23 protein-coding genes and 1 tRNA gene are annotated in these 26,199 nt (G+C 57.0%); 12 read left to right on the forward strand and 12 right to left on the reverse strand.

Annotation, left to right across the window (positions count from 1 at the left end):
- The first annotated feature begins 276 nt into the window (after window positions 1-276).
- Together C450_RS11655 and C450_RS11660 are read left to right on the forward strand one after the other, a co-directional pair.
- Complete coding sequence (locus C450_RS11655) at window positions 277-1,983, forward strand: hypothetical protein (RefSeq protein WP_005043633.1); 1,707 nt, start codon at window positions 277-279, stop codon at window positions 1,981-1,983.
- Window positions 1,984-2,044: 61 nt separating this feature from the next.
- Window positions 2,045-2,308: a hypothetical protein gene (locus C450_RS11660; protein WP_005043635.1), complete on the forward strand. Its 264-nt coding sequence runs from the start codon at window positions 2,045-2,047 to the stop codon at window positions 2,306-2,308.
- 32 nt (window positions 2,309-2,340) lie between these two features.
- On the opposite strand, the gene C450_RS11665 is transcribed toward C450_RS11660, so the two are convergent.
- Window positions 2,341-2,748, reverse strand: a complete 408-nt coding sequence (locus C450_RS11665) for a MarR family transcriptional regulator (protein ID WP_005043636.1) — start codon at window positions 2,746-2,748, stop codon at window positions 2,341-2,343.
- A gap of 128 nt (window positions 2,749-2,876) precedes the next feature.
- On the opposite strand from C450_RS11665, the gene C450_RS11670 reads away from it, so the two are divergent.
- Entirely contained in the window at window positions 2,877-3,425 is a 549-nt protein-coding gene (locus tag C450_RS11670) for a hypothetical protein (RefSeq protein ID WP_005043637.1), read from the forward strand.
- A 91-nt stretch (window positions 3,426-3,516) separates the two neighbouring features.
- On the opposite strand, the gene C450_RS11675 is transcribed toward C450_RS11670, so the two are convergent.
- Complete coding sequence (locus C450_RS11675) at window positions 3,517-3,852, reverse strand: hypothetical protein (RefSeq protein WP_005043638.1); 336 nt, start codon at window positions 3,850-3,852, stop codon at window positions 3,517-3,519.
- 686 nt (window positions 3,853-4,538) lie between these two features.
- On the opposite strand from C450_RS11675, the gene tnpA reads away from it, so the two are divergent.
- On the forward strand, window positions 4,539-4,925 hold the full coding sequence (gene tnpA / locus C450_RS11680) for an IS200/IS605 family transposase (RefSeq protein ID WP_005043641.1): 387 nt from the start codon (window positions 4,539-4,541) through the stop codon (window positions 4,923-4,925).
- A complete protein-coding gene (locus tag C450_RS11685; protein WP_005043643.1) occupies window positions 4,922-6,163 on the forward strand; it encodes an RNA-guided endonuclease TnpB family protein in 1,242 nt (413 codons plus the stop codon). The genes tnpA and C450_RS11685 overlap by 4 nt, the downstream gene beginning before the upstream one ends.
- A 558-nt stretch (window positions 6,164-6,721) precedes the next feature.
- Here C450_RS11685 and C450_RS11695 read toward each other — a convergent pair.
- Window positions 6,722-7,078 carry a type II toxin-antitoxin system PemK/MazF family toxin gene (locus C450_RS11695; protein ID WP_005043644.1) on the reverse strand — a complete coding sequence of 119 codons (357 nt, stop codon included), beginning with the start codon at window positions 7,076-7,078 and terminating at the stop codon, window positions 6,722-6,724.
- On the reverse strand, window positions 7,071-7,346 hold the full coding sequence (locus C450_RS11700) for a hypothetical protein (protein ID WP_005043645.1): 276 nt from the start codon (window positions 7,344-7,346) through the stop codon (window positions 7,071-7,073). The genes C450_RS11695 and C450_RS11700 overlap by 8 nt, the downstream gene beginning before the upstream one ends.
- Window positions 7,347-7,511: 165 nt before the next feature.
- Here C450_RS11700 and C450_RS11705 point away from each other — a divergent pair, with 165 nt between their 5' ends.
- A complete protein-coding gene (locus C450_RS11705) occupies window positions 7,512-8,045 on the forward strand; it encodes a DUF7342 family protein (protein ID WP_005043646.1) in 534 nt (177 codons plus the stop codon).
- A gap of 36 nt (window positions 8,046-8,081) precedes the next feature.
- Here C450_RS11705 and C450_RS11710 read toward each other — a convergent pair whose 3' ends face one another.
- Together C450_RS11710 and C450_RS11715 are read right to left on the reverse strand one after the other, a co-directional pair.
- Entirely contained in the window at window positions 8,082-8,564 is a 483-nt protein-coding gene (locus C450_RS11710) for an alcohol dehydrogenase catalytic domain-containing protein (protein WP_005043647.1), read from the reverse strand.
- Between the two features lie 205 nt (window positions 8,565-8,769).
- Window positions 8,770-8,844 (reverse strand) — tRNA-Thr (locus C450_RS11715).
- A 114-nt stretch (window positions 8,845-8,958) separates the two neighbouring features.
- Between C450_RS11715 and C450_RS11720 the strand changes: the two genes are divergently transcribed.
- Window positions 8,959-9,261 (forward strand): hypothetical protein, encoded by a 303-nt coding sequence (locus tag C450_RS11720; protein ID WP_005043648.1) that lies wholly within the window; start codon window positions 8,959-8,961, stop codon window positions 9,259-9,261.
- A 133-nt stretch (window positions 9,262-9,394) separates the two neighbouring features.
- On the opposite strand, the gene C450_RS11725 is transcribed toward C450_RS11720, so the two are convergent.
- The gene (locus C450_RS11725; RefSeq protein WP_005043650.1) at window positions 9,395-11,290 is read right to left on the reverse strand and encodes a hypothetical protein; all 1,896 of its coding nucleotides are present in this window, start codon (window positions 11,288-11,290) and stop codon (window positions 9,395-9,397) included.
- 508 nt (window positions 11,291-11,798) lie between these two features.
- Between C450_RS11725 and C450_RS11730 the strand changes: the two genes are divergently transcribed.
- A complete protein-coding gene (locus C450_RS11730; RefSeq protein WP_152424489.1) occupies window positions 11,799-12,896 on the forward strand; it encodes a glycosyltransferase family 2 protein in 1,098 nt (365 codons plus the stop codon).
- A gap of 536 nt (window positions 12,897-13,432) precedes the next feature.
- Window positions 13,433-14,869 (forward strand): oligosaccharide flippase family protein, encoded by a 1,437-nt coding sequence (locus tag C450_RS11735; protein ID WP_005043652.1) that lies wholly within the window; start codon window positions 13,433-13,435, stop codon window positions 14,867-14,869.
- Here C450_RS11735 and C450_RS11740 read toward each other — a convergent pair.
- The gene (locus C450_RS11740; protein ID WP_005043653.1) at window positions 14,866-15,885 is read right to left on the reverse strand and encodes a polysaccharide pyruvyl transferase family protein; all 1,020 of its coding nucleotides are present in this window, start codon (window positions 15,883-15,885) and stop codon (window positions 14,866-14,868) included. The genes C450_RS11735 and C450_RS11740 overlap by 4 nt on opposite strands.
- A 165-nt stretch (window positions 15,886-16,050) precedes the next feature.
- Here C450_RS11740 and C450_RS23220 point away from each other — a divergent pair, with 165 nt between their 5' ends.
- Window positions 16,051-17,109, forward strand: a complete 1,059-nt coding sequence (locus tag C450_RS23220) for a glycosyltransferase family 4 protein (RefSeq protein WP_005043654.1) — start codon at window positions 16,051-16,053, stop codon at window positions 17,107-17,109.
- 51 nt (window positions 17,110-17,160) lie between these two features.
- On the opposite strand, the gene C450_RS11750 is transcribed toward C450_RS23220, so the two are convergent.
- Together C450_RS11750 and C450_RS11755 are read right to left on the reverse strand one after the other, a co-directional pair.
- On the reverse strand, window positions 17,161-18,594 hold the full coding sequence (locus C450_RS11750) for a sulfatase (protein ID WP_049910154.1): 1,434 nt from the start codon (window positions 18,592-18,594) through the stop codon (window positions 17,161-17,163).
- Window positions 18,595-18,633: 39 nt separating this feature from the next.
- Entirely contained in the window at window positions 18,634-20,343 is a 1,710-nt protein-coding gene (locus C450_RS11755; protein ID WP_005043656.1) for a hypothetical protein, read from the reverse strand.
- Between the two features lie 226 nt (window positions 20,344-20,569).
- Between C450_RS11755 and C450_RS11760 the strand changes: the two genes are divergently transcribed.
- Both C450_RS11760 and C450_RS11765 read left to right on the forward strand, forming a co-directional pair.
- Complete coding sequence (locus C450_RS11760; RefSeq protein WP_080510302.1) at window positions 20,570-22,027, forward strand: sulfatase; 1,458 nt, start codon at window positions 20,570-20,572, stop codon at window positions 22,025-22,027.
- A gap of 73 nt (window positions 22,028-22,100) precedes the next feature.
- Window positions 22,101-23,705: an alkaline phosphatase family protein gene (locus C450_RS11765; protein WP_080510303.1), complete on the forward strand. Its 1,605-nt coding sequence runs from the start codon at window positions 22,101-22,103 to the stop codon at window positions 23,703-23,705.
- A 12-nt stretch (window positions 23,706-23,717) separates the two neighbouring features.
- Here C450_RS11765 and C450_RS11770 read toward each other — a convergent pair whose 3' ends face one another.
- Together C450_RS11770 and C450_RS11775 are read right to left on the reverse strand one after the other, a co-directional pair.
- The gene (locus C450_RS11770) at window positions 23,718-24,860 is read right to left on the reverse strand and encodes a glycosyltransferase (protein ID WP_049910155.1); all 1,143 of its coding nucleotides are present in this window, start codon (window positions 24,858-24,860) and stop codon (window positions 23,718-23,720) included.
- Window positions 24,861-24,863: 3 nt separating this feature from the next.
- Window positions 24,864-26,126, reverse strand: coding sequence for a sulfatase (locus C450_RS11775; RefSeq protein ID WP_005043662.1), 1,263 nt, complete (start codon window positions 26,124-26,126; stop codon window positions 24,864-24,866).
- Window positions 26,127-26,199: the final 73 nt, after the last annotated feature.

Here is a 26,199-nt window from a genome sequence, read left to right on the forward strand (position 1 = left end):
GCGACTCCCATAATCGACTTCTCGACCTCGTTTCCTCAAACTCATTACGGAGTAATCCCGTCGCCGTCGTCCATTTTCAATAGAGCAGATTTCGGGGCAAGCGGCTACCTTGGTTCAAAACCGACATCATGTCTACGATGTGGTCGATCTCGCCGAAGAGTATGCAGGTCAGGCTCCCTCTGCCGGTCCCTGAGTCTTTGCGTGGCTGTCCCATCACTCTGGAAAACAACGCCAGTTGGTGGGAACGAATTTGGTCATGGCTGCTCAAACGGCTGTATGGATGGGAACAACCCTCCATCGGACGAACAGTACCAAGCCTCACTCGATCGGATCGACCGACTCGTGTCGGCATTTGCCGACGGTCAGCAGTTCGAACGCCTCACAAACCACCAGCAACGTGAAGCAGAGTTTGCTATCGAAATGTTTCACGAGTTGTTGTATGGCTACGAGTACGTCCCACTCGATGATCCCGACGAGCACAGCCTCGAAGCGGTGTGTCGAGAGCTCTACCCCGCAAAGATCAGTGCCGAAGCTGACCACTTCGAAACGGTCGCACCGGTGATCGGGGCTTTTCTCCGATTTCTCGATGCTCGCGGTGCTATCGAGAACGGAGATCGGTTGGCGACGCACGTCGAATCGCTTGACGATGCCATCGTCGATGCCGCAGCTGATCCCGCCAACTGGGGAATGGCGAAGTCGATGGTCATGAGTGGCGACCTCGATGACGCCACGCAGCTCGATATCGCCGCTGATGTCGCGGCGTCATCCGAACTCCCCGAAGCGCCACTCGATCCGCCGGAGTGGGAACCGACTGAGAGTCTCGACCCGGACAAAGGCCTGCCATCGGCAGAAGTCGACCGACTCGAAGAGATCATCAACTCGTTGTCGCCGGAGTCCGATGCCGTCCTCGCTTCACTCGCAGCGGCGACCGACGACGTACAGGGCGATGTCGATCCTGATGTCGCACTCGAACGTGCCGGTGTTGCCCCCGAAGAGTACGATGCTGTCGTCGAAGAGATCGTCACAAGAATGGACGAAGAAGGGAGCGAGCTGATCCCGAGCCCGGGTGACACGGCCGATTCGGCGGTTCTCGACCCGGACACTGCACGAGAGTTTCTCGAACTGGAGGGACAGCTGCTCCTGTACGCCAACGACCGCTTCGATGTGGTGCCGGGCATCGACAGCTACGAGGCGTTCAAGCGACTGTCGACCGACGAGATACAGCCGATTCATGACACGCTCTATCGGGAAGAAAACGCGGTCGAGGTGATCGAAGAGTTCGGCAGAGAGAACCCCGCCGGCCTCTCACCGGCCCACCTCGAAACGATCGACTCATGGCTGAACTACGAGGCGGGGCAGTTTTTCATCGTCGAGCATCTCGACGACGGAACTGTGTTTCTCGACCCGGACGAACCGCGAGCGTACAAGGTCACGGGCGTCTACGACAGCTATGCGGCGGTGCTACCCGAAGAGGCGCTTCCGGTGGCGGTGACATCGGTCGTGTTGCTCCCGTACGACGGACGGATCGTGACAAACGGCATGGAAGAGTTCGATATGCTTGCGGGGATGGCGATGCAGATGATCAAAGACGATCCGGAAACCGCCTATGAAGAAGCAAAACACCGGTTCGGGATCGCCGAAACGCTCCCGCCGGCGGACGAACCAACCCGGAGTGACGCCGAACGCCTCCGCTTCTATACGAAAAACCAGGACAACCGCGAGCGCTTCGCCGACGAAATCGAGACTCTCAAGGATGAAACCGATGAGCTGGCGCGGGTCTACCACGAGCAGCTCGGCAAGGCGAACGCTCGACGATTGGGCCGGGAGTTTCGCGACCTCGGGCTCGAAGAAGCATACGTGGCTATCTACGATGGGCAGGTCGTCACAACGGCACCGACCGAACCACAGCTCGAAGAGACCCTCTCGGAGATCATGCCCGACGAAACGGTCGATCATCCCTACGTCTATCACTATGATCCGTAATCACTCGCTCAGAATGACAGTGGAAAACAAATAAAGCACCCCCAGCACGAACATATACGGCATGTCTGACAATTACCTTGTCGAACTCAAAGACTCGGTATTCCGTGAGACACCACTTACCGAGGACGAATTCGATGACGATCTCCGTATTGAGTTCCCTTCGGAGGACCACGCAGAAGCGTGGCTGTCCGAGCAGAACAGCTTGCACTCAAAGATGGGAGCCCTAACGCTCCACACAGCTCACCCAAACGACAACTCCAACGTGGACTCGTACGTGGTGTTCCAGCCCGTACACAAGGTATGGGTGCCGGACTCGGACGCATAACGACTATACAAGCAGGCCTCCGGCAGCTATCGTCAGCGAGGCCGGGGCGCATTTTCGTACTTGATCATCTTCTCGGGCTTGTCAGAGATCGTCTCGTAGATGCGTTGGAGAGTCTCCTCGGCCTCCAGTAGGTTGTGTTCGTCGAGGAATTCCCGACCGTCATCGCTCACGCCATAGAATTTCCAGGGATAGCCCTGCCGGCGTTCATTGTCCGGCAGCGCCGCCTCCTCAACGATGCCAGCGTCGATCAGTTTCTGGATGTGCTTGTAGACGGTGGCGTCGCTGATGCTCGGGTTCAACTGCTCGAGTTCGTACATCGACGGCAGTTGGTCGGGGTGCTGGAGGATGTTGTTGAGCAGCGTGAATCGCGTCTGTTGGGTGACGAAGTGGACGAGTTCACGCGCCTCCGTGCCTTCAGCAGCCCCCACGTCGGTACTCATACGAGCATCTACGCGCCGGCACGGGAAGTAATTTACCTTTGAGTGAATCACTCCAAAGTGAAACACAGTATGATTGACTCAGTAGTTTATGTAGTAAACCATATTCCTCCGCGTAGAGTAGGTGTGATATGTCCGACGAGGAGTCGCCGGTTCCCGACGAGATCCTCACGAGCGCCAAAAAGCAGATCGATCAAGAGGAACTCTCGCTGGCGGACAACGAGGAAATTCTACACGCGCTGAGCGAACTCACCCCGATCTACGAAAACGACCGGTCGTATTTCGTCCTCGGGAACTACGACCGGGAGCCGATTCGGCGACTGAATCTGGTCGTCGACCGCCTCAACCGTCGCCAGGATGCCTACGCATTCCGGATGGTGGACATCCGCGGCGAGTGGGACAACAGCATCCAGAAGTTCTGTCTGATCGCCGACCTCGTCACGTATCTCGTCGGCGTCGCCGAGAAAGACCCCAGCGACTTCCTCGTCGAGCAAGGCCTGCTCGTCGGGACGGTCGAGTACTTCTCGAAGAGCCACGTCTTCAAACGGATCTACGAGGACGAAGAGCATCCGTTTGGCTGGATGCAGGATGGCGTCTTCGACCTGTTCGAGGATGAAGGCCGGCTCTATCGATGGCGAACTGAAGAAACCCTCGTCGAAGTCACCGAGGAGCTCCCGTAGAGTCCGGGCGGTAGTCGATCACACCGGTGATCGGAGCGGTTCTCCGATTTCGCGATACTCGCGGTGCTATTGTGATCCCTGAATTGTCCGTTCAATGCCCGAAAAGATGGCCGAGTGGCCGGAGGGCGCTCCGATCGACAACGAGCGGGTCGTCGGCATCGGTGGCAACCCGATCGCCCGGAGCGTCCGGAACCTGTCTATCCCATTGTTCACAGGCAGTCACCACTTCAGGAGCCAGATCAGCTGTAATGTAGGCGATTTCGGTGAGCTCGGATTCGGTGGCAGTCCCGACGGCCTCGAGAGTGCCGTATTCCTCGGCAAGATTGCCGATTCCTTCCGGACCGAGACCGTGAATCCCAGACAGCGCACTCCACAGCCGATTCCACGTGTCGACTTCGGATTCGACCTGCGGGATCGTTTCGCTCAACCAATCGATGGCACCGTCAACCAGATCGGTAGCGCGGAGTCCCCTTCCTCAAGGAGCGGCGGAGTTCCGACAACAGTCAGAACGGAGCCGCGAGTAGGGAGGGGAGGAGCGCGTTTGTGGTGCGGACCGAAACCGCTATATCCGCCGAAAACGTATGATAGAACACTCACAGATGGGCAACAGACAGTCCCGAAAGGGGTGCCCGGCCACGCTTCCGAGCGGCCAAGGACGGGTTATCTCGTCGGTGAGGGGCATCGGTCACCATGCCCAGCGACCCGGAACGTTCCGGGACGCGAAGGACGGGCCATTGACGGTGAACGCGACGCCACGCGCCTCTCCGTCCCCCACTTTGGGGGTAGAACCCGAGGTCACGTCCAATTAAATTGCCGCTGCCGGCCGACCGCACCGGCAAACAAGGGCGAAGGACGCCACAAAACCTCCAACGTCCGCCACGCAAGCCCCGGCCTCCTCGCGCTGACGCGCTCGTTGAGGCCGGGGTCGGTGACCGGACGCCACTCGATACTGCTCAGTCTGTGATACAAACCGTTAGCGCATACCCGCGTCTTCAGGCGCGGGTTGAGCGATAGGCCGTTTCTGTGTCTGTACAACCGCTTTTCGTTGGCGATCGGCGAGTTGGATTTCCACCATAACGCTTAGTAGCGTTCGGGTACATAGTGTGCATACGGATGAAGACCACACGGCACGCGACTTACAACCTCAAATACCACATAGTGTGGTTGCCGAAGTACCGCCGTTCGGTACTGACGGGGACGGTTGCGCGCCACGTCGAAGAAATCATCCAAGAGATAGCGGGAGACAAAGGGCAGGAGGTTATCGACCTCACCGTCCAGCCCGACCACATCCACCTGTTCGTGAGTAGCCCACCGAAGCATGCGCCTTCGCTTCTCGCCAACTGGTTCAAGGGCATCTCGTCGCGGAAGTACAACCACCGCTACGCGAGTTCCGACGACCAGAAAATCAAGTGGGCGCGCGGCTACTACGCTGGAACAGCGGGTGAGGTCTCCAGCGAGACGGTTCAAGACTACATCCAGCGCCAAGAGGCCGAAGCATGAGCGAGGTCACGAAAACGCTGGAGCTGAAACTCGTCTCACCAAACACTCACAAGCGTCGGAAGCTCCGCGAAACGACTGACGCCTACCGTGCGGCGCTCCACGCCGCGTTCGATGCTGGTTGCTCCACACAATCAGCGGCGAACGATGTGGTAGTCGAGTATAATTTGAGCGGCTACGCGAAAAACGCCCTCAAGAAGTACGTCCCGCAACTCTGTGGCGGGAGCTACCACGCTGACGAGCTTCACGACGAGCACCCTGTTCGATTCACGAACGAGGGCGTCAAGCTCGACCACAAGCCACAGAACACCGTCGAGTGGTACGTGAAAGTCCCGCACCACGACGACTACCACCTGTGGGTTCCAGCACAACCGAACCCCGAACAGCGCCCGTGGGTCGAAGCCGTCTTCGCGGGAGACGCCAACATGGGAGAATGTCGGCTGTTCGACCGCGACGGCGAGTGGTATCTGCACATAGTGACTACGCGGGAGGTCGAAGAACGGTCAACCGATTCGGTGTCCGACGAGACGCCGATTGGTGTGGACATCGGGGACTCTGCATTGCTCACGGTGTGTCACCGTGACGAGCGCGGAACCCCGACTGCACCAACACTCTGGAACGACGAGGGCAAAGACGTTCGACGCCTTCGGAAGACGTATTTCACCACCACGAGGCGGCTTCAGGAACGCGGAAGCGAGCGCATCGCCGAGTCGTTCGGCGACCAACTCTGGCGGCAGATAGACCACATCCTCCACTCCGTAACGGATGCGGTGGTCGAACACGCCGCGTCGGTCGAAAATCCCGTCCTCGTACTGGAAGACCTCACGTACATCCGCGAGAGCATGGACTACGGCGCGTACATGAACCGTCGCCTTCACGGATGGGGCTTCGCCAAGATGCACGCTCAGCTGTGCTACAAAGCCGCCGAACGCGGTATCCCCGTTGAGACCGTGAATCCCGCGTACACGTCCAAATCGTGCCATGTCTGTGGCGAGACGGGATACCGCCCCGAGCAGGCGGAGTTTCGCTGTACGAACGAGGAGTGTTGGCTCACATCCTATCAAGCGGACGTGAACGCCGCGCTGAACATAGCAGACCGCTACTCCAGCGGAGAGAGCCGTTCAAGAGAACACACGGACGGCGATGACTCGGCTGGAGATGGGGCGCGTTTGACCGCGCCACAAGACAGCCAAGCCGATGGTGAAACCCACCAGCAGACGCCTGGAACGTATGCGTCTTGAAACCGACGGTAGCCGCGACGGCTACTGAAATCCGATGGTCGGATTCCACGTCGTTTTACGGCGTGGAGGAGGTCAATGTACAACAAACTGCTCCATCGACGGAAAGTAGCCAACAGTGATACGCCGCTCAGATCGCATCGGACGCTCTGTATTGGGTTCGTACCCGCGCAGATACACGAAGAGGAGTTGTGTCGCGATCGGCTCTGCTGGGAGTTCAGGTGCAAGCTCGCGCGCGAACTGACGATCTATCGGGGTTGGGTCGCCAGAGACCGCTTGGAGCGGATGCTGAATGAGACCACGCACCCATCCTGATGACAGCTCCAACGAGAGTAGTGGGTCAAGTGCTTCGGTATACTCGATGGGATCGGTCATCTGGCTCTGGACCACTGGCTAACAGTCGGGGGTAGGAGTATGTACGGTTGCCAGAGACTCATCACAGCCACACGGTCGCTGACCGACGGAGCTGGTATCTCGGAGCCGACGATCGCTGACACCCACCCCTCAGCATTCGTCCTCGGGACAGATTCTCTCGCTGAATTAAAATAGGCGCAGGCTCCATCAATCGAGATCGAGTTCGAGTTGTAGCGCACTATCGATCTCACGCATGACGGAGGCCGGAAGCCGCCCAGCGACGAACTCGATTCGTTCGGAGATATCGACCGTCCGAAGCTGGTCGAGACGTACCGACGAATCCTCGTTGAAATCGCTCTCGTCAGCGTTCACCAGTACCTCAAAGGGGTAGCCACGATGGGTGGTTGTTGCAGGGGCGACGACCGTGGTGTGGGAATTTCGGTTGCCGACATCGTTCTGAACAACGACACTCGGGCGTGTCTTGCGGATTTCGTGACCTCGTGTCGGATCCAGTTCGACGATGACGATATCACCACGCCGCACCGCCGGCACATCGTCACTCATGGGTGTCGGGATCGTAGCCTTCGACACCAGGAGCCGGTCCGAGCGAGTCCCACGCTTCATCGGACGCATGCTCCCAGTCGCGGGTAATGTCGCCGGCAGACTCGCTCGCGTCGCGGTAGGCCGCTGCAAGCGTCTCTTCGTCCGGCCGATCGGTTTCGACCGCAACGACGGCAACCGTGACGCGCTTGTTTGCATACTCGGTGCCGAGATACAGCCGGCCTCGGTCGTCGGCTTCTTTGGTGCGAATATCGTCTGATTCGACGTTCATTCCTACTGCCCACTATTGCCCACAGAGAGTTAACTCCATCCCACTATTGCCCACAGTCACACTTCGTACAGTTCCTTGACATCCTCCCACGCTCACGACATTGGTTCGGTTGCCGCGTAACAGCTTGAGGGAGCATATTTACGCGAGTACGTTATATTATTGTATATGGGCGAACGCGATACAGAGTCAGCTGGCGGTATTCCAGCGAACGGAGTGCCGTCAGACGAGGCTGTTCGCCAGGAGCGCGAACAGTGGGACGAGGGAAAGACGGTCAAAGAACGCATCTACGAGACCGCACTCACGCTGCGCGAACCCACTCCCGTTTCCGTCGTTGCCGACCGAGCCGAGTGCACACCCGAATCCGCTCGACGTCACCTTCTCTGGTTTGCCGAGATCGGTATCGTCGAGCCAGTCGGTGAGGGACAGCCCGCACAGTTTCAGCGCAATCCCGCGTACTTTCGTTGGAAACGCGCCAACGAAGCCAGACGCACCCATTCGGGCGATGAACTCGCGACCCAGCTCGAAACGCTGCTTGAGCGCGACCGTGCCTACCAGGACAAATACGACGTGCCCGAGCCGGCGCAGGTGAGTGCGTTCGATATCGCCGATCCGGATGACCACGACGCGCTTGAAGCCATCTGGACCGACGTCAACGACTGGCTGACCGTCCGAGAGGAGCAGCGCGTGCCCACGGACTAACGTGGCGCGGGATGCTTATTCTCGCCGCAAATGAGCTTAGTGGCGATTGAGACCCGGTATAGCAATAGCCGGTTGTTTGCTTCCGATTCGTCCGCTTGAACCCAGGCTGAAGCCGTGGGCTTCCGCTCGATTACGTGTCAGCGCGACCATGGGGACGCCCGCGGCTGTGGGGTGATCGATAGTAGCCGGTTTTGTAGCGACGTCTGTCGCAGGCACCGTCGCGTACTCCGCGTAGGCGTTGCCGGCATCCGGAAAGCGGGCCAGAGCGTAGACGTCGTCGTCAATCTCGAAGTCGGTTACTGCGTCGCCAACGGCGGCGACGGTGCCCGAAAGATCCCAGCCAGGGATCCACGGCAGTGGATACTCGATCTGGCCGTACCGGCCGGCAGTGTCGACTGGGTTTAGGCCGGCTCCGCGAACGCGAACGAGGAGTTCGTCGGCGGTGGGTTCGGGCCGCTCGACGGATTCGTAGCGAAGCACGCTTGGGTCGCCATACTCGTGGACACGGATCGCCTGCATTGCTTCGGACATGTGTTTCGGTGGGCGATACAGTTCGCCTCCTGATATTTCTATTGGGGAGTGTTGTGTTTCCTACGGTTGGTGAGTCGAAGTAGGGATTCTGATTCATCTTGATGGATCGAAATCAGTGTTCACTCGCTGTCGTGATGGCTGCTCATGCTCCGAATGGGATCTCGCTATCAGCACTCACCGACAAGTGTGAAAAAGCCGAGAGAGGGATTCGAACCCCCGACGTGCTCCTTACGAGGGAGCTGCTCTGGCCAGCCTGAGCTATCACGGCCCACTCTCTATGGGTGATTGTCGAAGATAGTTGCCACCATGAGATTATCTTCGATGGACCATGAACAGTCTTATTTCCTGAGCTATTGCTTCGTCATGAAGATGGTGATTGGCAATGAGTGAATCTACACACGTCCAGACCGAACTTTCGGATGAAGAATACGATCACTTCAAATCGCTTGCCGACGAGCGAGGACTCTCACTCACTGCCGCACTCCGAGAAGCGGCCGAAGTATGGATAAAGCAACAACAGATCGATCCGGATGATCCGCTGTTCGATATTCTCGACCAGCTCGATCAAGAACCAGTTCCGGAGAAACCACGCACGAATGCCGCCACAGAAGATGATTTGGTCGATGACTGGGATGGGGCAACAGCCGGGATTCGGTGCAGTGAAAATTCCGGCCGCGAGGAGTAAATGGTTCGTTCGATCGATACTGAAGTTATATTATTGAGGGTTCGACCGATGCGGGGCTCTGAAGGAGCGTGAGCGGCCCTAGCGGAAAGAAGAGCAACCCACTACACCGTTAAGTCATGAGAGATCATCGAAATCACCCATCGGTTTCGTTGGCCGGTTCGACACGGTAGAGATCGAACTGGCCGTTCGCGTAGGGGTTGGCGATCCCGGGCGTCCTGTTGAGGTAGGCGAAATCACCCTGTGAGAACTCGACACCACCGTACAGTTGCGTACTCGACTGGCGGTCGACAGCCGTCACTGGAAGGTAGAACGGGTCGTCAGACTGTGTGCGGAGTGCTTGATCGGCGAAATGGTAGGGGACACGCAAGTAGCGACCGCTGCCGCGTGGATCATCGAGCGATGCTTGTGGAATGTTCGATGCGTTCGAGCCGGCGATGCCGTCGCGATAACGTTGGATCGGCGATCCGACGCTAGCAAATCCAGTATCGCTCGCGCCGTGTGCGAACGCGAATTCGTAGCCGTCCATCTGCCCCCCGGGGACATGATCGGTCTCTTGTGCCACGTATGGCGAACGAAACATCGTGAATGAGGAGGCGATGAGCAATACGACGAAGCCGATGGCAAGAACACTGCGAACGGGCACCGACGGGAGCCATGTTTCGGCGGCAGCGCGTGCCTCCCAAAGGAATACACCTCCGAAAATTGTTACAAAAACAAGGATGAAGCCGAGATAGCGGAAATATTGAATCGGAAGCCCGGCGAGAACGTACAGCCCGGTGAGGATCGAAACGGGCACGAGTCCACAGAGCAGCGAGAGTACGACTGAATATCGGATGTGGCGTCGCTTCGCTAGTTTCGAAAGGATGGGGACGAAGAGCGCAAGCACGGCGAAGATCCCGTAGACGATCTCAGCAGCGAACGTGCGACGATAGATCGTACGGACGGATACGCCGAGCATCTCTAGCGTATTACTACGTGGGATGATTGGCTGTGATGGGTTGTCAAGCAGTTCGGCGACGATGGCGTCGAACGAGTGTGTCGAAAGAAACGTTCGGAGCTGGGCCGTGGTCTCGACGTCGAACAGCGTCGGGCCGATTTGGGAAACGCCGCGGCCGAACAGCGATTGGGTGCTGAGCCAGCCCCAGACGACGGCGAGACCGACACCGGCGAGCACGACGAACTGGACGAACAGGCGCGCGATCGCTGTCGGCCCTGAGACTGTCCGCGTCAGCGGCTGGGCGAAAAACTGTGTGACCAGTACGATCCCGAGCAAGGCTCCGAAAACGAGGCCGTGTTGGGGGTGGAGGACGACGAGAAAAGCGAGGGCAACCACGAGCAGCGTGCCGAAAGCGAGTCGGCGGTGTCGTCGCGTGTACGCAAGTAACACGAAGGTCACGGTGGGTATGAAAAGGATAGCTTCGCTGGTCGGGATCGGCTGGAGCACCGGGAGATAGATGACGGCAATCGGGAGCAAGAGAAGCGCTGAGACGACGGCGATCGGGTCGATATGTGTGCGGGCGACGATCAGGCGCACACAGAGGGGCACGAACAGGACGAAGAGTGCAACGAAGGTCGGGACAGTAACTAAGAGTGACCACGTGAACGGTCTCGTGGTGAGTATGCCCAGAAGGGCAGCGAGGGTATGCATCCCCGGATAGATGGTGGTGGTGAGATCGACGATTCCGTGAGCGAGATCTTTCGTCGTCCCCAGATGGGACAGTGCATCCTCCGGGCCGAAGTAATAATAGCCCCGTATGAGCGGCAACGCGGCGAACGCGACGATCGCAAGGCCGGCAAGCCACAGCGCCGTAACGCGGATCGATCGTCGGTCGCTGGCAAAGGCGAGGACGACCGCGATCGCCAGCGCGACGAACAGCCCGATCCAGAACGCACTCGGCGTGGCCCGATAGATCGAGAGCTCGTAGCCCGTCGCCGGCGTGAAGTGTGCGGCGAGGGTGGCGATAGCGAGTGCGATCGCTCCCGCCGCAAGCGTACCCTTCGAGAGTCGCAATCGAGTGGTGGCGTTCATTTGTGGATCGTCGCCGTACCGTTGGTGGGTGGACAACTGTATGCGGTTTAAAAGGTGTGAAATGCTGTCCGTCATATCGATTCGGTAATTTGGGAGTATCTTTGGTGAATTGATTTGGATTTATATCTCACCATTATAAATCAAAAGACATCTCAAGACGAGTAGTGCAAAAGATCTTGATGGCTATGCAAAAGACTAAGTAATACTGCGAAGACATTTCATGTAATACATGCCACGCAGACATGTTCTCGATCACATTTCCGGTAAAAGAACCCGGGTAGCAAGGGCAAGCAATTGATATACGCTTCGAATCTGGAGATGAGGCACATCTGTCCACAATTGGCCATTAGATCTGCCAGGGACCATTGAAATGGAAACGGAAAAAGGGATTTCAGCCACATTCAAGAACGTATCCCAGCCGGTAGAGCCCCAGGAAACAGCCACGACTGAGCCATGCGAGTACCTACTCGAATACGATAGTGACGAGCAGCCGGTCGTGAGCGTCGTCATGCCGACCTTGAACGAAGAACGCGGCGTTGCCGAGTGTATCGGTCGTATCAAGACTGCTCTTGACGATCTCGGCGTCACCGGCGAGATCATCATTAGCGATAGTTCGACCGATCGCACCCCGGAGATCGCCGCCGCGAACGGAGCGCATGTCGTGACACCCGATAAGGATGGTTACGGCTACGCCTACCAGTATGCCTTCGAGCGCGCTCGTGGGGAGTACATCGCCATCGGCGACGCCGACACCACCTACGACTTCGAGGAGCTGCCGAAGCTCTACGAGTTGGTGGCGTCAGGCGAGGCCGATATGGCGATGGGGTCACGGCTCGATGGGGAGATCAAGGCCGGGTCGATGCCCGCGCTCCATCAGTACGTCGGCAACCCACTGCTGACGCGATTCCTGAACGCGTTCTACGATGCCGGCGTCAGCGACGCCCACAGCGGGATGCGCGTGATCAGTCGTGAGGCACTCGACGCACTCGACTGTGAGACGACCGGCATGGAGTTCGCCAGCGAGATGATCATGGAGGCCGGGGCGTCAGGGCTGACGATCGCTGAGGAGCCGATCACCTACCACGAACGCGAGGGTGAGGCGACGCTGAGTAGCTTCCGGGACGGCTGGCGTCACGTCCGATTCATGCTCGTGAATGCACCGGGCTATCTATTCTCGCTGCCCGGCGTTGTACTCGGTGTGCTGGGAGTGGCGATGATGGGATTGGTCGCGGGGAACGTGCAGGTGAACGGCGTGTTCTTGGGTGTTCACTCGATGGTGCTCGGGAGCCTCCTGACGATCGTTGGCTACCAGGTCACGACGCTCGGGGTGTTCGCGACGGTCGCCTCCGATCCGGTCAGCGCTGCGGACGATTACGTCTCGGGCTGGATTCGGCGACATCTCCGATTGGGTCGCGGTGCGACCGCCGGGCTGGTGTTGGTCGCCGCCGGAACAGTGTACGGACTGTCGCTGCTGGGCAAGTGGGCCGCGACAGGGTTCACGGAGTTGCCGTTCGTCATCGAGGACATGATCGCGTTCACGGCCGTGGTGCTCGGCTTGCAGACGCTGTTTTCGGCGTTCTTCATGAGTACGATTGCCGAATCCTGAGCGAAGGACCGACGCGCGATCAGGATTCACTGCGAATGAGTGTCGTGAACCACGAGAGATCGATATCGAACCGTGCTTCGAACTGCTCGACAAGCTGGAGATCCGTCTCGGTGAAACTTCGGATCAAGATCATCGAGACGAGCTGAGCGACATACAGCAACACACCGATGCCGGCGATTGCGAATAGTCCGAGTGTCCGCTGGGAGGCAAGCGCGAGGATGCCGATGCCGACGAGGGTCGTCGGGACGAGTGGTTTGAGCGCGGCCGCCGAGAACGGGTAGCTCCCGGCCGCTCGTTAACTTACGTGGTTTCTGTCATATTGATTTAGAAATAAAGTTAGCAATCAGGGCTAATGAGGACTGATGATTACATGAGTAGTGAATAATTCCCCGCTGCGTTCTCTGGGGCGGATTTCCGAAGCCACATGGATCTGCCTCTTTATTCTACAGCGATAAGCCGAGCGCTACATCGCAGTCTAGGGGTTATACAAAGCAAGTCACTTAACACCTCGATGAAGATGATGAGATAATCTCTGGATGTCGTATCGCTCGAAACTCTCGACAGACATCATCGTTAGTACGGCAGCGACGCTCTCGATCCGGCTTCGCGGGTTGATCTTCATCCCGCTGATTAGCGGCGGCCTGAGTGTCACCGCCTTCGGTGCGTACACGCAAGTGTTGGCTGTCGCCCGATTGCTCGAAGTGCTCGCTGGCGTGCGACTCTACGACGTACTGGTCCGTTACGGACAAGAACGAGACCAAGATGCCAGTGAACTGTTCTACACTCTTTTTACGGTAGTCGTTGTGAGCAGTGCGTTCGTCGCTGCTTTCATGTTCTCAATCGCACAGCTTCTGTCGCAGTATACCCTGAGTACTGGGGAGTACGCGGCTGCCTATCAGGCGGGTGCCGTACTAGTGTTGTTACGGGCGGTGTTCCGCATCCAGGTCAGTTATTTCAAAATGAACGGTCGGATCAAGTTCTATTCGATTATCGAAACAGCGAACACTTACGCCATCGTCAGCGGTGTTGCCGCCGCTATTCTCATCTTTTCGAGCGACCTCGCCGGCGTCTTCGATGCCATCATCCTCGGTGATGCACTGACGGTCGTACTCCTCCAAGGTTTGATCGTCCGAGAGATAGGTGTCGCCACACCTTCCTTCGAGCGAATCGGAGAATACCTCCGATACTCGGTCCCACTAACTACCTCGACACTCGCCTCGACGGTTTCCTCCCGCGTCGACCGGTTTCTCATCGGAGCGTTCCTCGGCGCGCAGGCAGTCGGAGTCTATTCCATCGCATATCAGATCGCCACAGCCATAATGATATACGTAAAGCCCATCCGGATCACGTTCTTCCCGGAGTTCAGTCAACTCCTCGAGAACGGTAAACTGGATCGATGTTCTCGCTACCTTCGTCAGGGCGTACGGTACTTCCTGCTCATCTCTTTGCCGACCGTCGGTGGGATGTACCTCATCGGGCCGGACGTGATCGGTATCATCGCGGGTGAGGGCGCAAACCCTTCCGGTATACTCGTTGCGACCATCGCGCTCGGGGTCGTTGGGCTGGGAGTAGACAACATTTACTGGGTCGTACTGACTGCCGACAAGCGGACGCTTCGGGCGACGATCATCCGATGGGTCGGGGCGGTCGCGAACCTCGGCTTGAGTATTCCGCTAGTGTTGGAATTCGGGATCATCGGCGCGGCAGTCGCTACGCTTGGAACGTACGCGTTGACGGCCGGGTTAATGTACTACTCCTCGGGGAAAGTCTTCGAAACGACATTCGTTACTGGAACCCTGATACGGACGGCGCTTGCGACGGTGGCGATGGTGGTGCTCACCGGCCTCGTAACGAACTCGCTCGTCTACAGCGTGGTCGTCGGCGCTCTCTCGTATGGAGTCGTCGTCCTTGCGCTCGGGGAGTTCTCACGGGCGGAACTGCGACAGATCCAGTCATCACTCCCGATGCTTTAGATGTCGGACATCGCCGTCGTTTCGACCATCTCCTGGAACGCCTTGACCTGCTGGGTTTTCAGACCGTCGAGAGTGTCCTGATCGATGGAGACTGGGTGACGGTAGATCGTCGATGGATCATCAAGCACTTTCTCGAAGAGCGCCGCTCGCGGGGTCTCGAACCAGAACTGAGTCTCATTTCCGTAGACTAGCGTTGGGACACACGCGTGGATTCGATCCGAGTGGGTGACCGCCGCGTTCGCGTAGAAGAACAGGTAATCCGTCAGTAGGTCCGAAACCATAGTTCGGTCTTGCTGGAAGAATTTAAGTTGTAGGAGTCGTCGTTTCGTGTTCTGTCGAAGCGTCGCGTGCGGATGTTCGAATGGGAAGTGGTCCGTTCGGACGACGTTCTCACTGCCTTGGAGCGGTAGTTCCGGTTCATCAATCTTGTCAAACGTCAGCATCTCGAACTCGCGGTCGGCGCGCACTGGCTGGTGCCAGTCGTCGATCCAGAACGCACAGTCGAGACCGTCGTAGGCATACCCGACGTTCTCGTTGTAACACTCGTAGGCGTCGCTATCGCGGGTGATGAGGCCCCGAATATTGGTTTCCCGAAGAATTCGGTTAACGAGTCGTTGTGTCTCGGGTCCGTAGTCACCACCGCCAGCACCGAGAAAGTATATCGGGACGCCGCGCTCCGAGAGCGAGTGCAGGAGGGGTTCGTATGGATCAAGCCCGGTGTCGTTGAGTACACACCCTGGGAGGACGGCGATGTCGGCATCAACAAAGTCGGCGACGCTCACCGCCCGATCCTGATAGCTGCCGCCAGCACTCGTATCGATGGCTTGATCAGGGAGGTACTTTGCAACACGATTCAACAGGAGGTCTGACTGCTGGATCGCAGTGTTTTGGGAGTGCCCACTCGATTCCACGATCTCGGCGTCGGGAAATGCCTGTTCGATGAGCGCGCGTGCTCCTTTATCGATGAATCCGTTGCCGATGTTCGTGAGCCACGTGCGAAGCAGTAGTATTCTCATATACGGGTTATCTTAACCCAAAGTGATATACCTTGAGGAATGGCCTTGTTGATACTGACGGCTAAAATTCATAGAGCTTGAAAGATCGTCCGAAATTCACAAAGCGTGATACCGTAGCAAGTGCTACCGATGGCTTCAAACTCTTGTGACCAGAACTAGTGGAAAATGCTGCCGTCGCTCTGTCTCTTTCTCGGTGGGGCGGACTCATTCAATGTTCGCCAAGATACACAGAACATCATCCGGCTGTTGTCCGATCGCTTTGACATTCATCTGGTGACGACGGAACCGGACGCCTTCGATGCTAGCGTACTCGCCGCTGTCAAGCTCTTTGGTACGAGTGCGCCATCGACGAGAATCGGTGAGATCTCCGCGCTCTCGAACTATCTTCGGAAGAACGACCCCGCGGTAGCAATCCACATCAGCGAACCGCCATTCCACGGAACGTTCGTGACGGTGCTGGCTCGTCGTCACGATGTCCCCTCGGTGTACCGATACGCCGGTGATCGGTTTTACGAATACCGTGTGAGTCGTGGGAGAAAGAGACTCCTTCGTTTCGGCCTTAATAACGTATTTGGACGAATCCCACTGTCCCTCGCGGATGCCTGTATCACGCTCGGTCCGGCAGGGAAATCACGCCTCACCGACCGGGGAGTTGATTCCGATCGGATCGGTCTTCTTCCGCCACCAATCGATCAGTCGCGTTTCGATAGTAGCGGCGAGATTCCATCCCCACTATCCGACATCCCTGATGAACGCTCCGTGGCGCTGTTTGTCGGCCGTCGGTCATATATGAAGGGGTTCGACACGTTCGATGCCACGATTCCACGAATCCTCAACCGACGCAACGATCTCCAGTTCGTGTTCGTCGGCAGTGGTGAGCGTGTTCCACAGATTCCTGAACAGTACGCTGACCACGTCACGGTCGTTGGTCGTGTGACACCCGAATCGATAGCGAGCTACTTCCAACACGCCGACGTGCTCGCACATCCCTCGCTCACTGAAGGACTGAGTCGATCGGTCGTCGAAGCGCTCATGTGCGACACACCAGTGATCGTGCGTGATGTCGGGGAGCTTGCGTCGGTCACTTCGAATCTATTCACGACCGATGCCGAGTTCGTGGATTTAGTCTGTGGGTTCGAGGACCTGCCGCTGGACGATCCAGAGCCGTTCTCGATGACGGCGCTGAAGGAGCAGTACGTCTCCTTTTTCACGCAGTTCGTGTGAAAACAGTCCGACGTGCTCGGCGCTCACCCGTTATACCTTTCGTGCCGTATACTACTCGACATAGCCGAGGTCCTGCAATCGCTCCCTCGCCTGAGTATCGAGTTCGCCATCGAGTGACGGAATTTCCGCCGGTTCAATTTGTACGTCCGTTGCGAGATCTCGCAACTCCTGTGGACTTTCGGTTGCATCAAGGGGGAGATGTTCGGTGGGGTCCGCGCTGAGGTCGTAGGTAGTGCCGTCGCCGTTGAATGGTTCGACCGAGAGTTGGAAATCACGATACAGCGGTTCGCCAAAATGTCTGGTATGCTTATAGTCGGCGGTCCGTGCCGCAACCGTATGCCCACGGTGGCTCACCGAATCCGAGAGGACGACCGCCTGTTCGTCATCGTCGAGATGTGACGACCGACCGCTCGTCGACGCGAGCGGCCCACGATCGATGTCCGCGAGATCGGCGAGTAGCTCGTGGAGCCATGCGAGAGAGAACGGTGTCTCGAAACGCTCGGCCGTTCCCTCTGGCGTGTGGACGAGCAACGGCACGTGGAGCAGTTCGTCGAACATATTGTGGTACTGGTGCCCGTAGACACCGCGTTCGAACAGCGCCTCGCCGTGATCCGCAGTGATGACGAGAATCGTCTCGTCCCAGATCCCCTTCCGTTGCAGATACGATACGACACGGCCGATCTGCTCGTCGACGTAGCGCAACGCACTGTCGTACATCGTCTCGTAAGCTGGCGTATGACGATGTGCCATGCGGCCGGCATCTGCGAATAGATGCCGTGCAGTCCCGTCACTCCATGCTAGTCCACCAGAGCGAATCGAATCCGGATGAAGCGGTGCGTGAAGGTCCATGAGGTGTGACCACGCGAAGAACGGCCGATCATCGTCTCTCGAATCAAGACTCTGCAGCAAACCATTGATGACGCGCTCGCCTCGAATTGTTGGCCAGTCATTCAGAAATTGCCGATATCGATAGAGCATGTACAGCCCGAGGGCAGGGCTGATACTATCGACCGACTGCGTTCGCTCACGGAGCGACCGAAGCAGGGAGTTTAGCCGCCCTCGGAGGGGACCCGCCGAATCCGGTGATTTGCCGACCTGTGAGTGTGTATTTTCGGTACGGAGATTGCGAAACGTATCAAATCCCGTATCGAAGTTGCGCTCGGTCGTGAGCTGTGGGTTTGTTATCGTTGCGGTGGTTTCCCAGCCGGAGTCACGCAGGTATGATGCGACCGTTTCAGCGTTGTTCGGGATTGCTGTCCAGTCTACTTCCGAGTAGTAGGCGCTGTTGTAGCCGTGCAACCCAGCGAGAAAGCCAGGAACTGCTTCAGGGGTGTACGGTCCGGTCGAGATGGCGTTATCGAAGACGAACGACGACTGGGCTAGTTCGGTGAGCGTAGGTGTGGTCGGTCTCGTATATCCGTTGAAGCTACACCGGTCATACCGAAAGCAATCGACGGTCAGCAACACGATATTTGGTTTTGACATGGATGGTCCGGCGAGTGAGCGAGTGATGAGGATGTCGATTTAAGTTGAAGATTCAGTGTTGTTGTCGAACCCAACAACGGGACCGTTGTCAAAGACACGGTTATAGCGGTCGTGGTTGGAGAATACTCGGATTGGATCCCACGTCAATCGATATCTCCCGCCACCAAGTATCATATTTCCTGCATCCCGTAACAATATATTGCTGTATGATTTATTTATAAGGGTTGCGTTTAAAAGTTCGGTATTCAATTCGATTGCTCCGGGAGTCTTGTGGCCGCGTCCCGTTTTCTGCGTAGCCGAAGGATCGTCTAGATCAACCTGTTCATCAGCGTAGTAGAAATCCATGGCAACAGGTTCGGGAGAGTGATCAAGCGTGAAGGTTTTGGCAGTGACTTCCTCACTCGTGAGATACTTTCGTGGCTCGTCCGGATAGTTAGGAGCGAGCATCGCCGAACCGGCTTGCGCTCCAACCACAATGAGTACAACGAGACAGATTGCAAGAAGTTGTGGTGTGGATTGTAGATCAACGATTCGTTTAGCAGCGATCCCAAGGACGGCAGCAAATATCGGAATTCCGAATAAAATGGCACGCTGAGGAGATGCAATCCCTACACCCACAACGGATATTCCCACAATCAGTGCTGATATCAGCGTTGCACCGAGAAGGAGGCACATTGACCACGTTCTCTCTTGGATCCAGAGCACGAACGAAGCGATAGCTGTTATTGGGAGTAACACTAAGAAGTCACCACGTCGTTCGAGAATTCCTACAATACCCGGATTTGCTGGTACTGCCGCAAGTGCTTCACCGCCACTCGGAGCAATTTCGAAACCGCCAGTTAGAAGTGGAATGGCTTTTGCAATGATAACAGTTCGCACGAAGATAGTCAGTATCATCCACTGAATCCCCAGTCCGAGGACCAACAACAGCCAGACGATCCATGGCCGTCTAGTTTGAATCTCTCCATCATCCATGATCGGTTGGTGGCCAAGTAATGCATCTATCCGTACGTATCGAATAGTCAGTGCCGCTCCAATAGCACCGGTTAATATGAACATCGATAGTTTGTGCGCGAAAGCCGTTGCCAGCACAAGGACTGAAATCATCACGAAATCACGCCCATCGTCCGCGGAAAAGAATCGACTGAGGCCGATGATTACAGGGCACCACAACAGCACAGCGATCGTCTGAACAATGGGCCAGTATCCAAATAGAACACCGATGGTTGCGATCGCCGCAATCGTCCCGGACAAGCCGATGGCAATCGGTGAGCGGGTATGATGAGAGGTGAGCGCTACAGCGGTGAGTGGAAATACTATGCCAATCAGAATCGGAATAGCGACGAGTACGTTCCTTCCATCAAACCCAGACACGAGCGCGACCTGAGAATTAAGCAGATGAAATGCGGAGAGGATTCCATGCGCTGAAAACGCTTGCTTAAGCTCGACGAGACTGCCGGTCTGGATGATTCGAATAACCCCGACGGCATATTTGTCTGGATCCATACCGATCATCGATGCTGGCCACTCGAAAATGAAAATACGCAATGCAACCCCGATTCCGGTTGCAAGCACAGTGCTTGAGACAGCCGAAAGACGGCCAAAGAAGGCTCCAACGACCAGTGCCATCGCCGAAATGAAGGCGAACCCGTGAACCCACGGGAACAGCTGCCTTGTCTCGTGTGCGCCGAGGACCATCGCGGCGAAACTGAAAGTACAGACTGTGGCACAGAGTTTCGCCGTTCGCATATTCGTCACTCATGTGCCGATGGAATGAATGCTTCGGTCACGCATGGATCCTGTCTCGATTGAATCCGTGATGCTGACCGAGACATTGACAACAAGTACCACTAATCTACGAAGAAGTGTCGAACGCACTACCCAGTGAAAATGACGATAGAAGCGAAATTGTTACCAGCCACCCGTCCAGCCATATCGACACATAGAGGCAAGTGGGATACATGGGATATTACCGATGAGCCGTCCTAACATCGTCGTATTGGTGATGGATACGGCGCGGGCGACAACCGTGTTCGATGGTATTGAAGAAGGGGTCCTCCCGAATCTCGGCGCTCTAGCTGCGGACGGAACGACGTTCACCAACTGTATGACAACGGCTCCGTGGACGCTCCCCTCACACGCATCGATGTTCACGGGTCAGTACACCTCGGAGCATCTGGCCCACACGGGAACGAAGCGATTTGATCCGGATGTCGAGCCACTTCCAAAAAGGCTCAGCACACAGGGATATCGAACGGTTGCATACTCGAACAACACGTGGATCAGTCCGGATTTCGGTTTCGATGCCGGATTCGACGACTTCTATGTACGGTGGCAGCTGCTCGAACGCGGCCAGGACCTCGCTGCGATCGCAAAATCGGACGACATCCGTGATGCGCTCGGAAAGTTGTGGAGAGCGATGGATGCCGATGCACCGTATACGCTCGTGAACAGTCTCTGGGGTCTCTATCTCGATCTGTTTTCGCACGACGACGACGGAGCAAAACGAACGACGGATCGGCTAACAACGTGGCTCGACCACCACAATGCTGACCAGCCCTTTTTCATGTTTGCCAATTACGTCGAGCCGCACTTGCGCTATGATCCACCGGAACCGTATCGGACGCAGTATCTGTCTGGTGGCACACCAACTGCTGAAGACGTAAATCAAGACCCATGGAAGTATATCACCGGCGAAGTTTCGATGTCTGAGGCGGATTTCGACGTTCTCAAAGAGCTCTATGCCGCAGAACTCGCGTATCTCGACACACAACTCGGCGCGCTGTTCGACCATCTGCGTGAAATCGGTGAATACGAACGAACGGTCGTGGTCGTCGTCGGCGATCACGGCGAAAACATCGGCGAGCACGATCTCATGGATCACCAGTACTGCCTCTACGACACGTTGCTTCGAGTGCCGCTGTTCATCCACGACCCGGGCCAACGTATGACCGCTGAAAGCGTCGATTCACTCGTAGAACTACGTGATATATTCCCGACTATTCTCGATTTCGCCGGAGTGGAACGTCCCGAGAACGGGACGATTTCCTCGAATAGCCTGCTCGACACCGATCAACGTGAACGCGACTATATTGTCGCGGAATATCTCGAACCCCAACCCTCTATGTCCGCGCTCCGCAAACAACTCGACGATCCAGTCGAACCCGAACAGTACGACCGGGCACTGCGGTGTATCCGAACAAACGACTGGAAGTTCATCGAAGGAACAGATGGAAAGCACGAGCTATACGATCTCGGCCATGACGAGGGTGAACGACGAAACGTCATTCACGACCACCAGGACAAGGCGGACGCTCTCCATGATCGCCTCCAATCCGAGCATGGTGAGTTTCGACGAAAACAAGCCCGGAACGCCGCGGAGATGGACGCCAGCACCGAACAGCGACTTGAGGACCTCGGATATATTCAATAACAAATGATTACTGTAGTCCACGTCACATAGACAATGGCAAATTTTTTTATGTATGTGGCGCGGCCTCGATAATATGTCTGATGACCGTACACTCCTTATTGGTTTGGATGGGCTTGATTGGTCAGAAATTGATCCATGGATTAGTGATGGATCTTTATCAAATATAAGCCAAATCGAGAATATAGGAAGTGCGAGAAATCTTGCCAGCACTCACCCACCATGGACGCCCTGCGCCTGGCCATCGCTCCTCAGCGGCCAAAACCCCGGCAAGCACGGCGTGTTCGACTTCTTCACCCGAGATGGCTACGACAAGCGCCTCATCGAACGTCCCGATGTCGATGCACCATATCTGTTCGAGGCAGCGGACGCCCACGATCGCACATCACTCGTGGTCAACTATCCGGTGACACACCCCGCTTCACGACTCGACAACGGCGCGGTAGTGCCCGGCTATCTCGCCCGCGAAGACGCCTCCTTCTACCCAGAACATCTCCGAGAGGAGTACGAAAACGAACACGGCGAGTATCGGATCTACCCCGATTATGGAACGGATGACGATGCGGTAGCGGAGTACGTCGATGTCGCCCGATGCCGTCGTGATATGGCGCGTTTTCTCGATGAGCGCTACGACTGGGATCTGATGGCTGTTCAGTTTCAGGTGACGGACTCCGTCTTCCATGATCTCGATGACCGCGACGAAATCCGACGTGTTCTCGAAAACATCGACGAATTCGTCGGCGATATTATCGATCTCGGTGATGACGATGCCACCGTTTTGATCGCGTCCGATCACGGCATGGGCGACTACGACTGGACGTTCTATGCGAATTCGTGGCTGGCGGAAAACGGCTACTGTGAGACAACGACAGGAGACACCCAGTATTTCCGCCAAGCAAAAGACGGTCTGAAAGGGACGGACAAAGACTCGACAGAAGGTAGCGTCCTCGAAACAGCTATCGAAACTGCTGCCTCGACCGCCTCGGCAGCAGGACTCTCACCACAACGAATCCACCACGGTCTCTCTAGAGTCGGACTTGCGGATGTCGTTGAGCGTCTTCTGCCGGAAGATGCTCTCGTCGCCGCTCAGAACCAAGTCGTCGACTATCCGAACTCGACAGCGTTCCAACTCTATTTCAACAGCCTCGGCATCCACCTGAACGTCGAGGACCGCGATCCCGCGGGGACGATACCACAGGAAGAATACGAGGAGGTGCGGGCGGGACTTATCGAGAAGCTCGAACATGTACGTGATCCGAACGGAGAATTGGTCTTCGATGCAGTACGTCCTCGGGAAAATGTATACGAAGGCGAACATCTCGAAGATGCACCCGACATCGCGCTGTTCCCGCGGGACTATCGGTACGATGTCAGTGGGTCGATTCTCGATATGTTCAGACGGTACCCCCACAAGAATCACAAACCAGAAGGGATTCTCCTCTCGAATAGGCCACTCAATGTCGATGGACAGGCCGAGATCTACGATATCGCACCGACTGTTGCAGCAGCGCTGGGCATCCCGGTAGATGCTAACACCGATGGCGAGGTCCTTCTCGATAAAAAAGAAATAGTTGAGCGAGAGAACTGGGACGAGAGGTGTGATGAGTACGCCAACGAACAATCTGGTGAAGATTCATCCAGTGTCGAAGATCGGCTTTCGGATCTCGGTTACATGGAGTAAGTGCTCCCGCGGCTACCCGTCCGACGAACCAAAGATGATTTGCTCGTAGATTCGATTAGTGCGTTCTGCGACACCTTCCCAAGAGTAATCCCTCTCAACGAGGTCGTGAGCATTTGTCGCCCACTGTTCTGCGGTGGCGGGATTCGAGAGGGCGTATCGAAGACCGTCCGCGAGTTCGTCCGGAGATTTGGATGGAACGAGATGGCCCGTCTCTCCATGCTCGACGAACTCCGTGATGCCTTCGACATCACTCGCCACCACTGGCGTTTCGGCTGCCCACGCCTCCAACAACGTCAGTGGATGCCCCTCCCAGACTGATGGCAGGACGAACAGTCGTGCCCAGCGATAGTAGCGAGGTATCGCCTCGTCCGATACGCGTCCCTCGAAACGAACGCGGTCACTGACCCCAAGTGTTTCAACGAGGTCATCCAATTCGCTTCGCTTCGGTCCGGAGCCGACGATTACGAGATCTGTTTCCGGGAACTCGTCGCTCACTTGCTCGTACGCTTCGATGAGATCACTGACTCGCTTTTTGGGTGCGAGACGACCGAGGAAGAGAATTTCGTCGCGTTGTTCGGTCTCGACATCGAACCGGTCGATATCAACGCCGTTCGGGACACACGACACATCTGTGTGATGCTCGTTCAACAAACCGATATGCTCAGTGTTGACCGAGATGACGTTGTCGTAATCGAATCCGAGCACGAACTGCCGTTCGATTTGGCGTTTGATTGGAGCAAGTGCTGACTCATCACGACCAGTCCCGGAGGTGAGCGCAGTCCCATGAACCGTAAAGACGGTCGCGGCGTCAGTGAGTGCGCCCGCCGCTCTTGTCGGAACCGCCGGGAGAAACGTATGTCCGTGGACGATATCGAAATCCTCCGAGAGAAGATGCGGAATCGGCGCTCCCATCGATGCAATGCGACCTCTGGCGTTCCAATATTCCGTTGAGGGTTTAAGACGGTGAAGTCGAACAGCACCGTCTGCAAATGTTTGTATACCCGTATGAGAGACCCCATCCTTGACTAACGCCCGCGTGTAGATGTCGATAGAGTGATCGAACTCCTCCGCGAGTGTGATCGAGAGTTCCTTGACGTGGACTGGTCCACCGCCCGTCCGCGGCCACCAGTCGTCTTGGAGCATGGCGATCCGCATCGGCTACTCCTTATACCCTAATGCACTCAGTCGCCGTTCGATCTCGTCGTCGGCCGTTGCACTCGCTTCGCTCTGTGTCCCGTTCTCGCGTCGAATCCGACGTTCGACGTGCGAATCGAGTGCGCTGCGCAGCGAGCGCTCGGTTGCCCCGACAAACTCAACCGCATCGGTTTGTCGGTCCCGCTCGCAGAAACAGCTCCCCGTCTCGGCCCGGAGGGCGTACCGTCGCAGATGAGCATCCTCGTCCTCCCTACGCGCCTGCTGGAACACCGACCGCTCGCCAGCGGGCGGATCGAGCAACGATGCCCGCTCCGACGGTATCTCCATCTCCAGTTCGTCCTCGATCGTTGCCACGATGTCGAGCGTGCTCACCGGCGTCGACACCACCTCACCGGTTCCGCCGGGCGGGCGCACCAACAGTGGCACGTGCGTCAACTCTTCGTGGAGGTAGCGTGGATGTTCGTAGTAGCCGTGCTCGCCGAAAGCGTCGCCGTGGTCGGCCGTCACGATCACCAGCGAGCGCTCCAGCACATCGCGCTCGCGGAGCGCATCGAGAAACGCCCCGATCTGCGCGTCATTGTACCGAATCTCGGCGTCGTAGAGGTCGATCAACTGCTCGCGCTCGTCGTCGGTGATCGAGTCCGGGTCCGCTATCGCCCGCTGGTAGAGCGACTGTGCATCCTTATCGGACACCGGCCGATCGAGATACGTCCGGGCGTACTCGGCGGGTGGCTCGTACGGACCGTGAGTGTCCATATAGTGGTTCCACAGGAAGAACGGCTGGCCCTCCGCAAGCGAGTCGATCCAGTCGAGCGACCGCTCGTTGATCTCCGTGGCACGAGCGTAGTGGCGATTCCGGAGCTTGTCGAGCGCCCGCTGGGCGAGTGCCACGAGCCGGTGCTGGCCGAGGTGGAGGTCGTCGTCGAACGTATCGAACCCGCGATCGAAACCGTACGCCCGGGAGACGAACGGGTTCGAATGGAACCCTCCGGTCGCAAACCCTTCCTCCGAAAGCGTCGTCGCGACTGTCTCGGTGGCGAGCCGATAGTTTTCGTCGACGGCGACATCCGGATACTCGCCGGTGAGTAGCGCCGGTACTGCCTCGCGCGTGTGCGAACTCGCGCTGTAGGCGCGGGTGAATCGAAGCGACTCCGCCGCGAGGTCGTCAAGTACGGGCGAGGTCGTCCGCTGGTAGCCATAGCAGGAGAGATGATCCGCACGCAGCGCGTCGGCCGACAACAGAATCACGTGCTCCCACTCACTCATTACCGAACGAACTCCGGAGGGCGTCTTAGTGTCTTTGTTTCACGGTCGTCAGGAAGATATCCGCGTTCACCGT

This window comes from Halococcus salifodinae DSM 8989 (assembly GCF_000336935.1).
Lineage (GTDB): Archaea > Halobacteriota > Halobacteria > Halobacteriales > Halococcaceae > Halococcus > Halococcus salifodinae.

Excerpts from the sequence above, each read along its gene's own strand:
- C450_RS11655 (WP_005043633.1), top strand. The coding sequence starts at position 277 with ATGGATGGGAACAACCCTCCATCGGACGAACAGTACCAAGCCTCACTC.
- C450_RS11660 (WP_005043635.1), top strand. The coding sequence starts at position 2,045 with ATGTCTGACAATTACCTTGTCGAACTCAAAGACTCGGTATTCCGTGAG.
- C450_RS11665 (WP_005043636.1), bottom strand. The coding sequence starts at position 2,748 with ATGAGTACCGACGTGGGGGCTGCTGAAGGCACGGAGGCGCGTGAACTC.
- C450_RS11670 (WP_005043637.1), top strand. The coding sequence starts at position 2,877 with ATGTCCGACGAGGAGTCGCCGGTTCCCGACGAGATCCTCACGAGCGCC.
- tnpA (WP_005043641.1), top strand. The coding sequence starts at position 4,539 with ATGAAGACCACACGGCACGCGACTTACAACCTCAAATACCACATAGTG.
- C450_RS11685 (WP_005043643.1), top strand. The coding sequence starts at position 4,922 with ATGAGCGAGGTCACGAAAACGCTGGAGCTGAAACTCGTCTCACCAAAC.
- C450_RS11695 (WP_005043644.1), bottom strand. The coding sequence starts at position 7,078 with ATGAGTGACGATGTGCCGGCGGTGCGGCGTGGTGATATCGTCATCGTC.
- C450_RS11700 (WP_005043645.1), bottom strand. The coding sequence starts at position 7,346 with ATGAACGTCGAATCAGACGATATTCGCACCAAAGAAGCCGACGACCGA.
- C450_RS11705 (WP_005043646.1), top strand. The coding sequence starts at position 7,512 with ATGGGCGAACGCGATACAGAGTCAGCTGGCGGTATTCCAGCGAACGGA.
- C450_RS11710 (WP_005043647.1), bottom strand. The coding sequence starts at position 8,564 with ATGCAGGCGATCCGTGTCCACGAGTATGGCGACCCAAGCGTGCTTCGC.
- C450_RS11720 (WP_005043648.1), top strand. The coding sequence starts at position 8,959 with ATGAGTGAATCTACACACGTCCAGACCGAACTTTCGGATGAAGAATAC.
- C450_RS11725 (WP_005043650.1), bottom strand. The coding sequence starts at position 11,290 with ATGAACGCCACCACTCGATTGCGACTCTCGAAGGGTACGCTTGCGGCG.
- C450_RS11730 (WP_152424489.1), top strand. The coding sequence starts at position 11,799 with ATGCCGACCTTGAACGAAGAACGCGGCGTTGCCGAGTGTATCGGTCGT.
- C450_RS11735 (WP_005043652.1), top strand. The coding sequence starts at position 13,433 with ATGTCGTATCGCTCGAAACTCTCGACAGACATCATCGTTAGTACGGCA.
- C450_RS11740 (WP_005043653.1), bottom strand. The coding sequence starts at position 15,885 with ATGAGAATACTACTGCTTCGCACGTGGCTCACGAACATCGGCAACGGA.
- C450_RS23220 (WP_005043654.1), top strand. The coding sequence starts at position 16,051 with ATGCTGCCGTCGCTCTGTCTCTTTCTCGGTGGGGCGGACTCATTCAAT.
- C450_RS11750 (WP_049910154.1), bottom strand. The coding sequence starts at position 18,594 with ATGTCAAAACCAAATATCGTGTTGCTGACCGTCGATTGCTTTCGGTAT.
- C450_RS11755 (WP_005043656.1), bottom strand. The coding sequence starts at position 20,343 with ATGCGAACGGCGAAACTCTGTGCCACAGTCTGTACTTTCAGTTTCGCC.
- C450_RS11760 (WP_080510302.1), top strand. The coding sequence starts at position 20,570 with ATGAGCCGTCCTAACATCGTCGTATTGGTGATGGATACGGCGCGGGCG.
- C450_RS11765 (WP_080510303.1), top strand. The coding sequence starts at position 22,101 with ATGTCTGATGACCGTACACTCCTTATTGGTTTGGATGGGCTTGATTGG.
- C450_RS11770 (WP_049910155.1), bottom strand. The coding sequence starts at position 24,860 with ATGCGGATCGCCATGCTCCAAGACGACTGGTGGCCGCGGACGGGCGGT.
- C450_RS11775 (WP_005043662.1), bottom strand. The coding sequence starts at position 26,126 with ATGAGTGAGTGGGAGCACGTGATTCTGTTGTCGGCCGACGCGCTGCGT.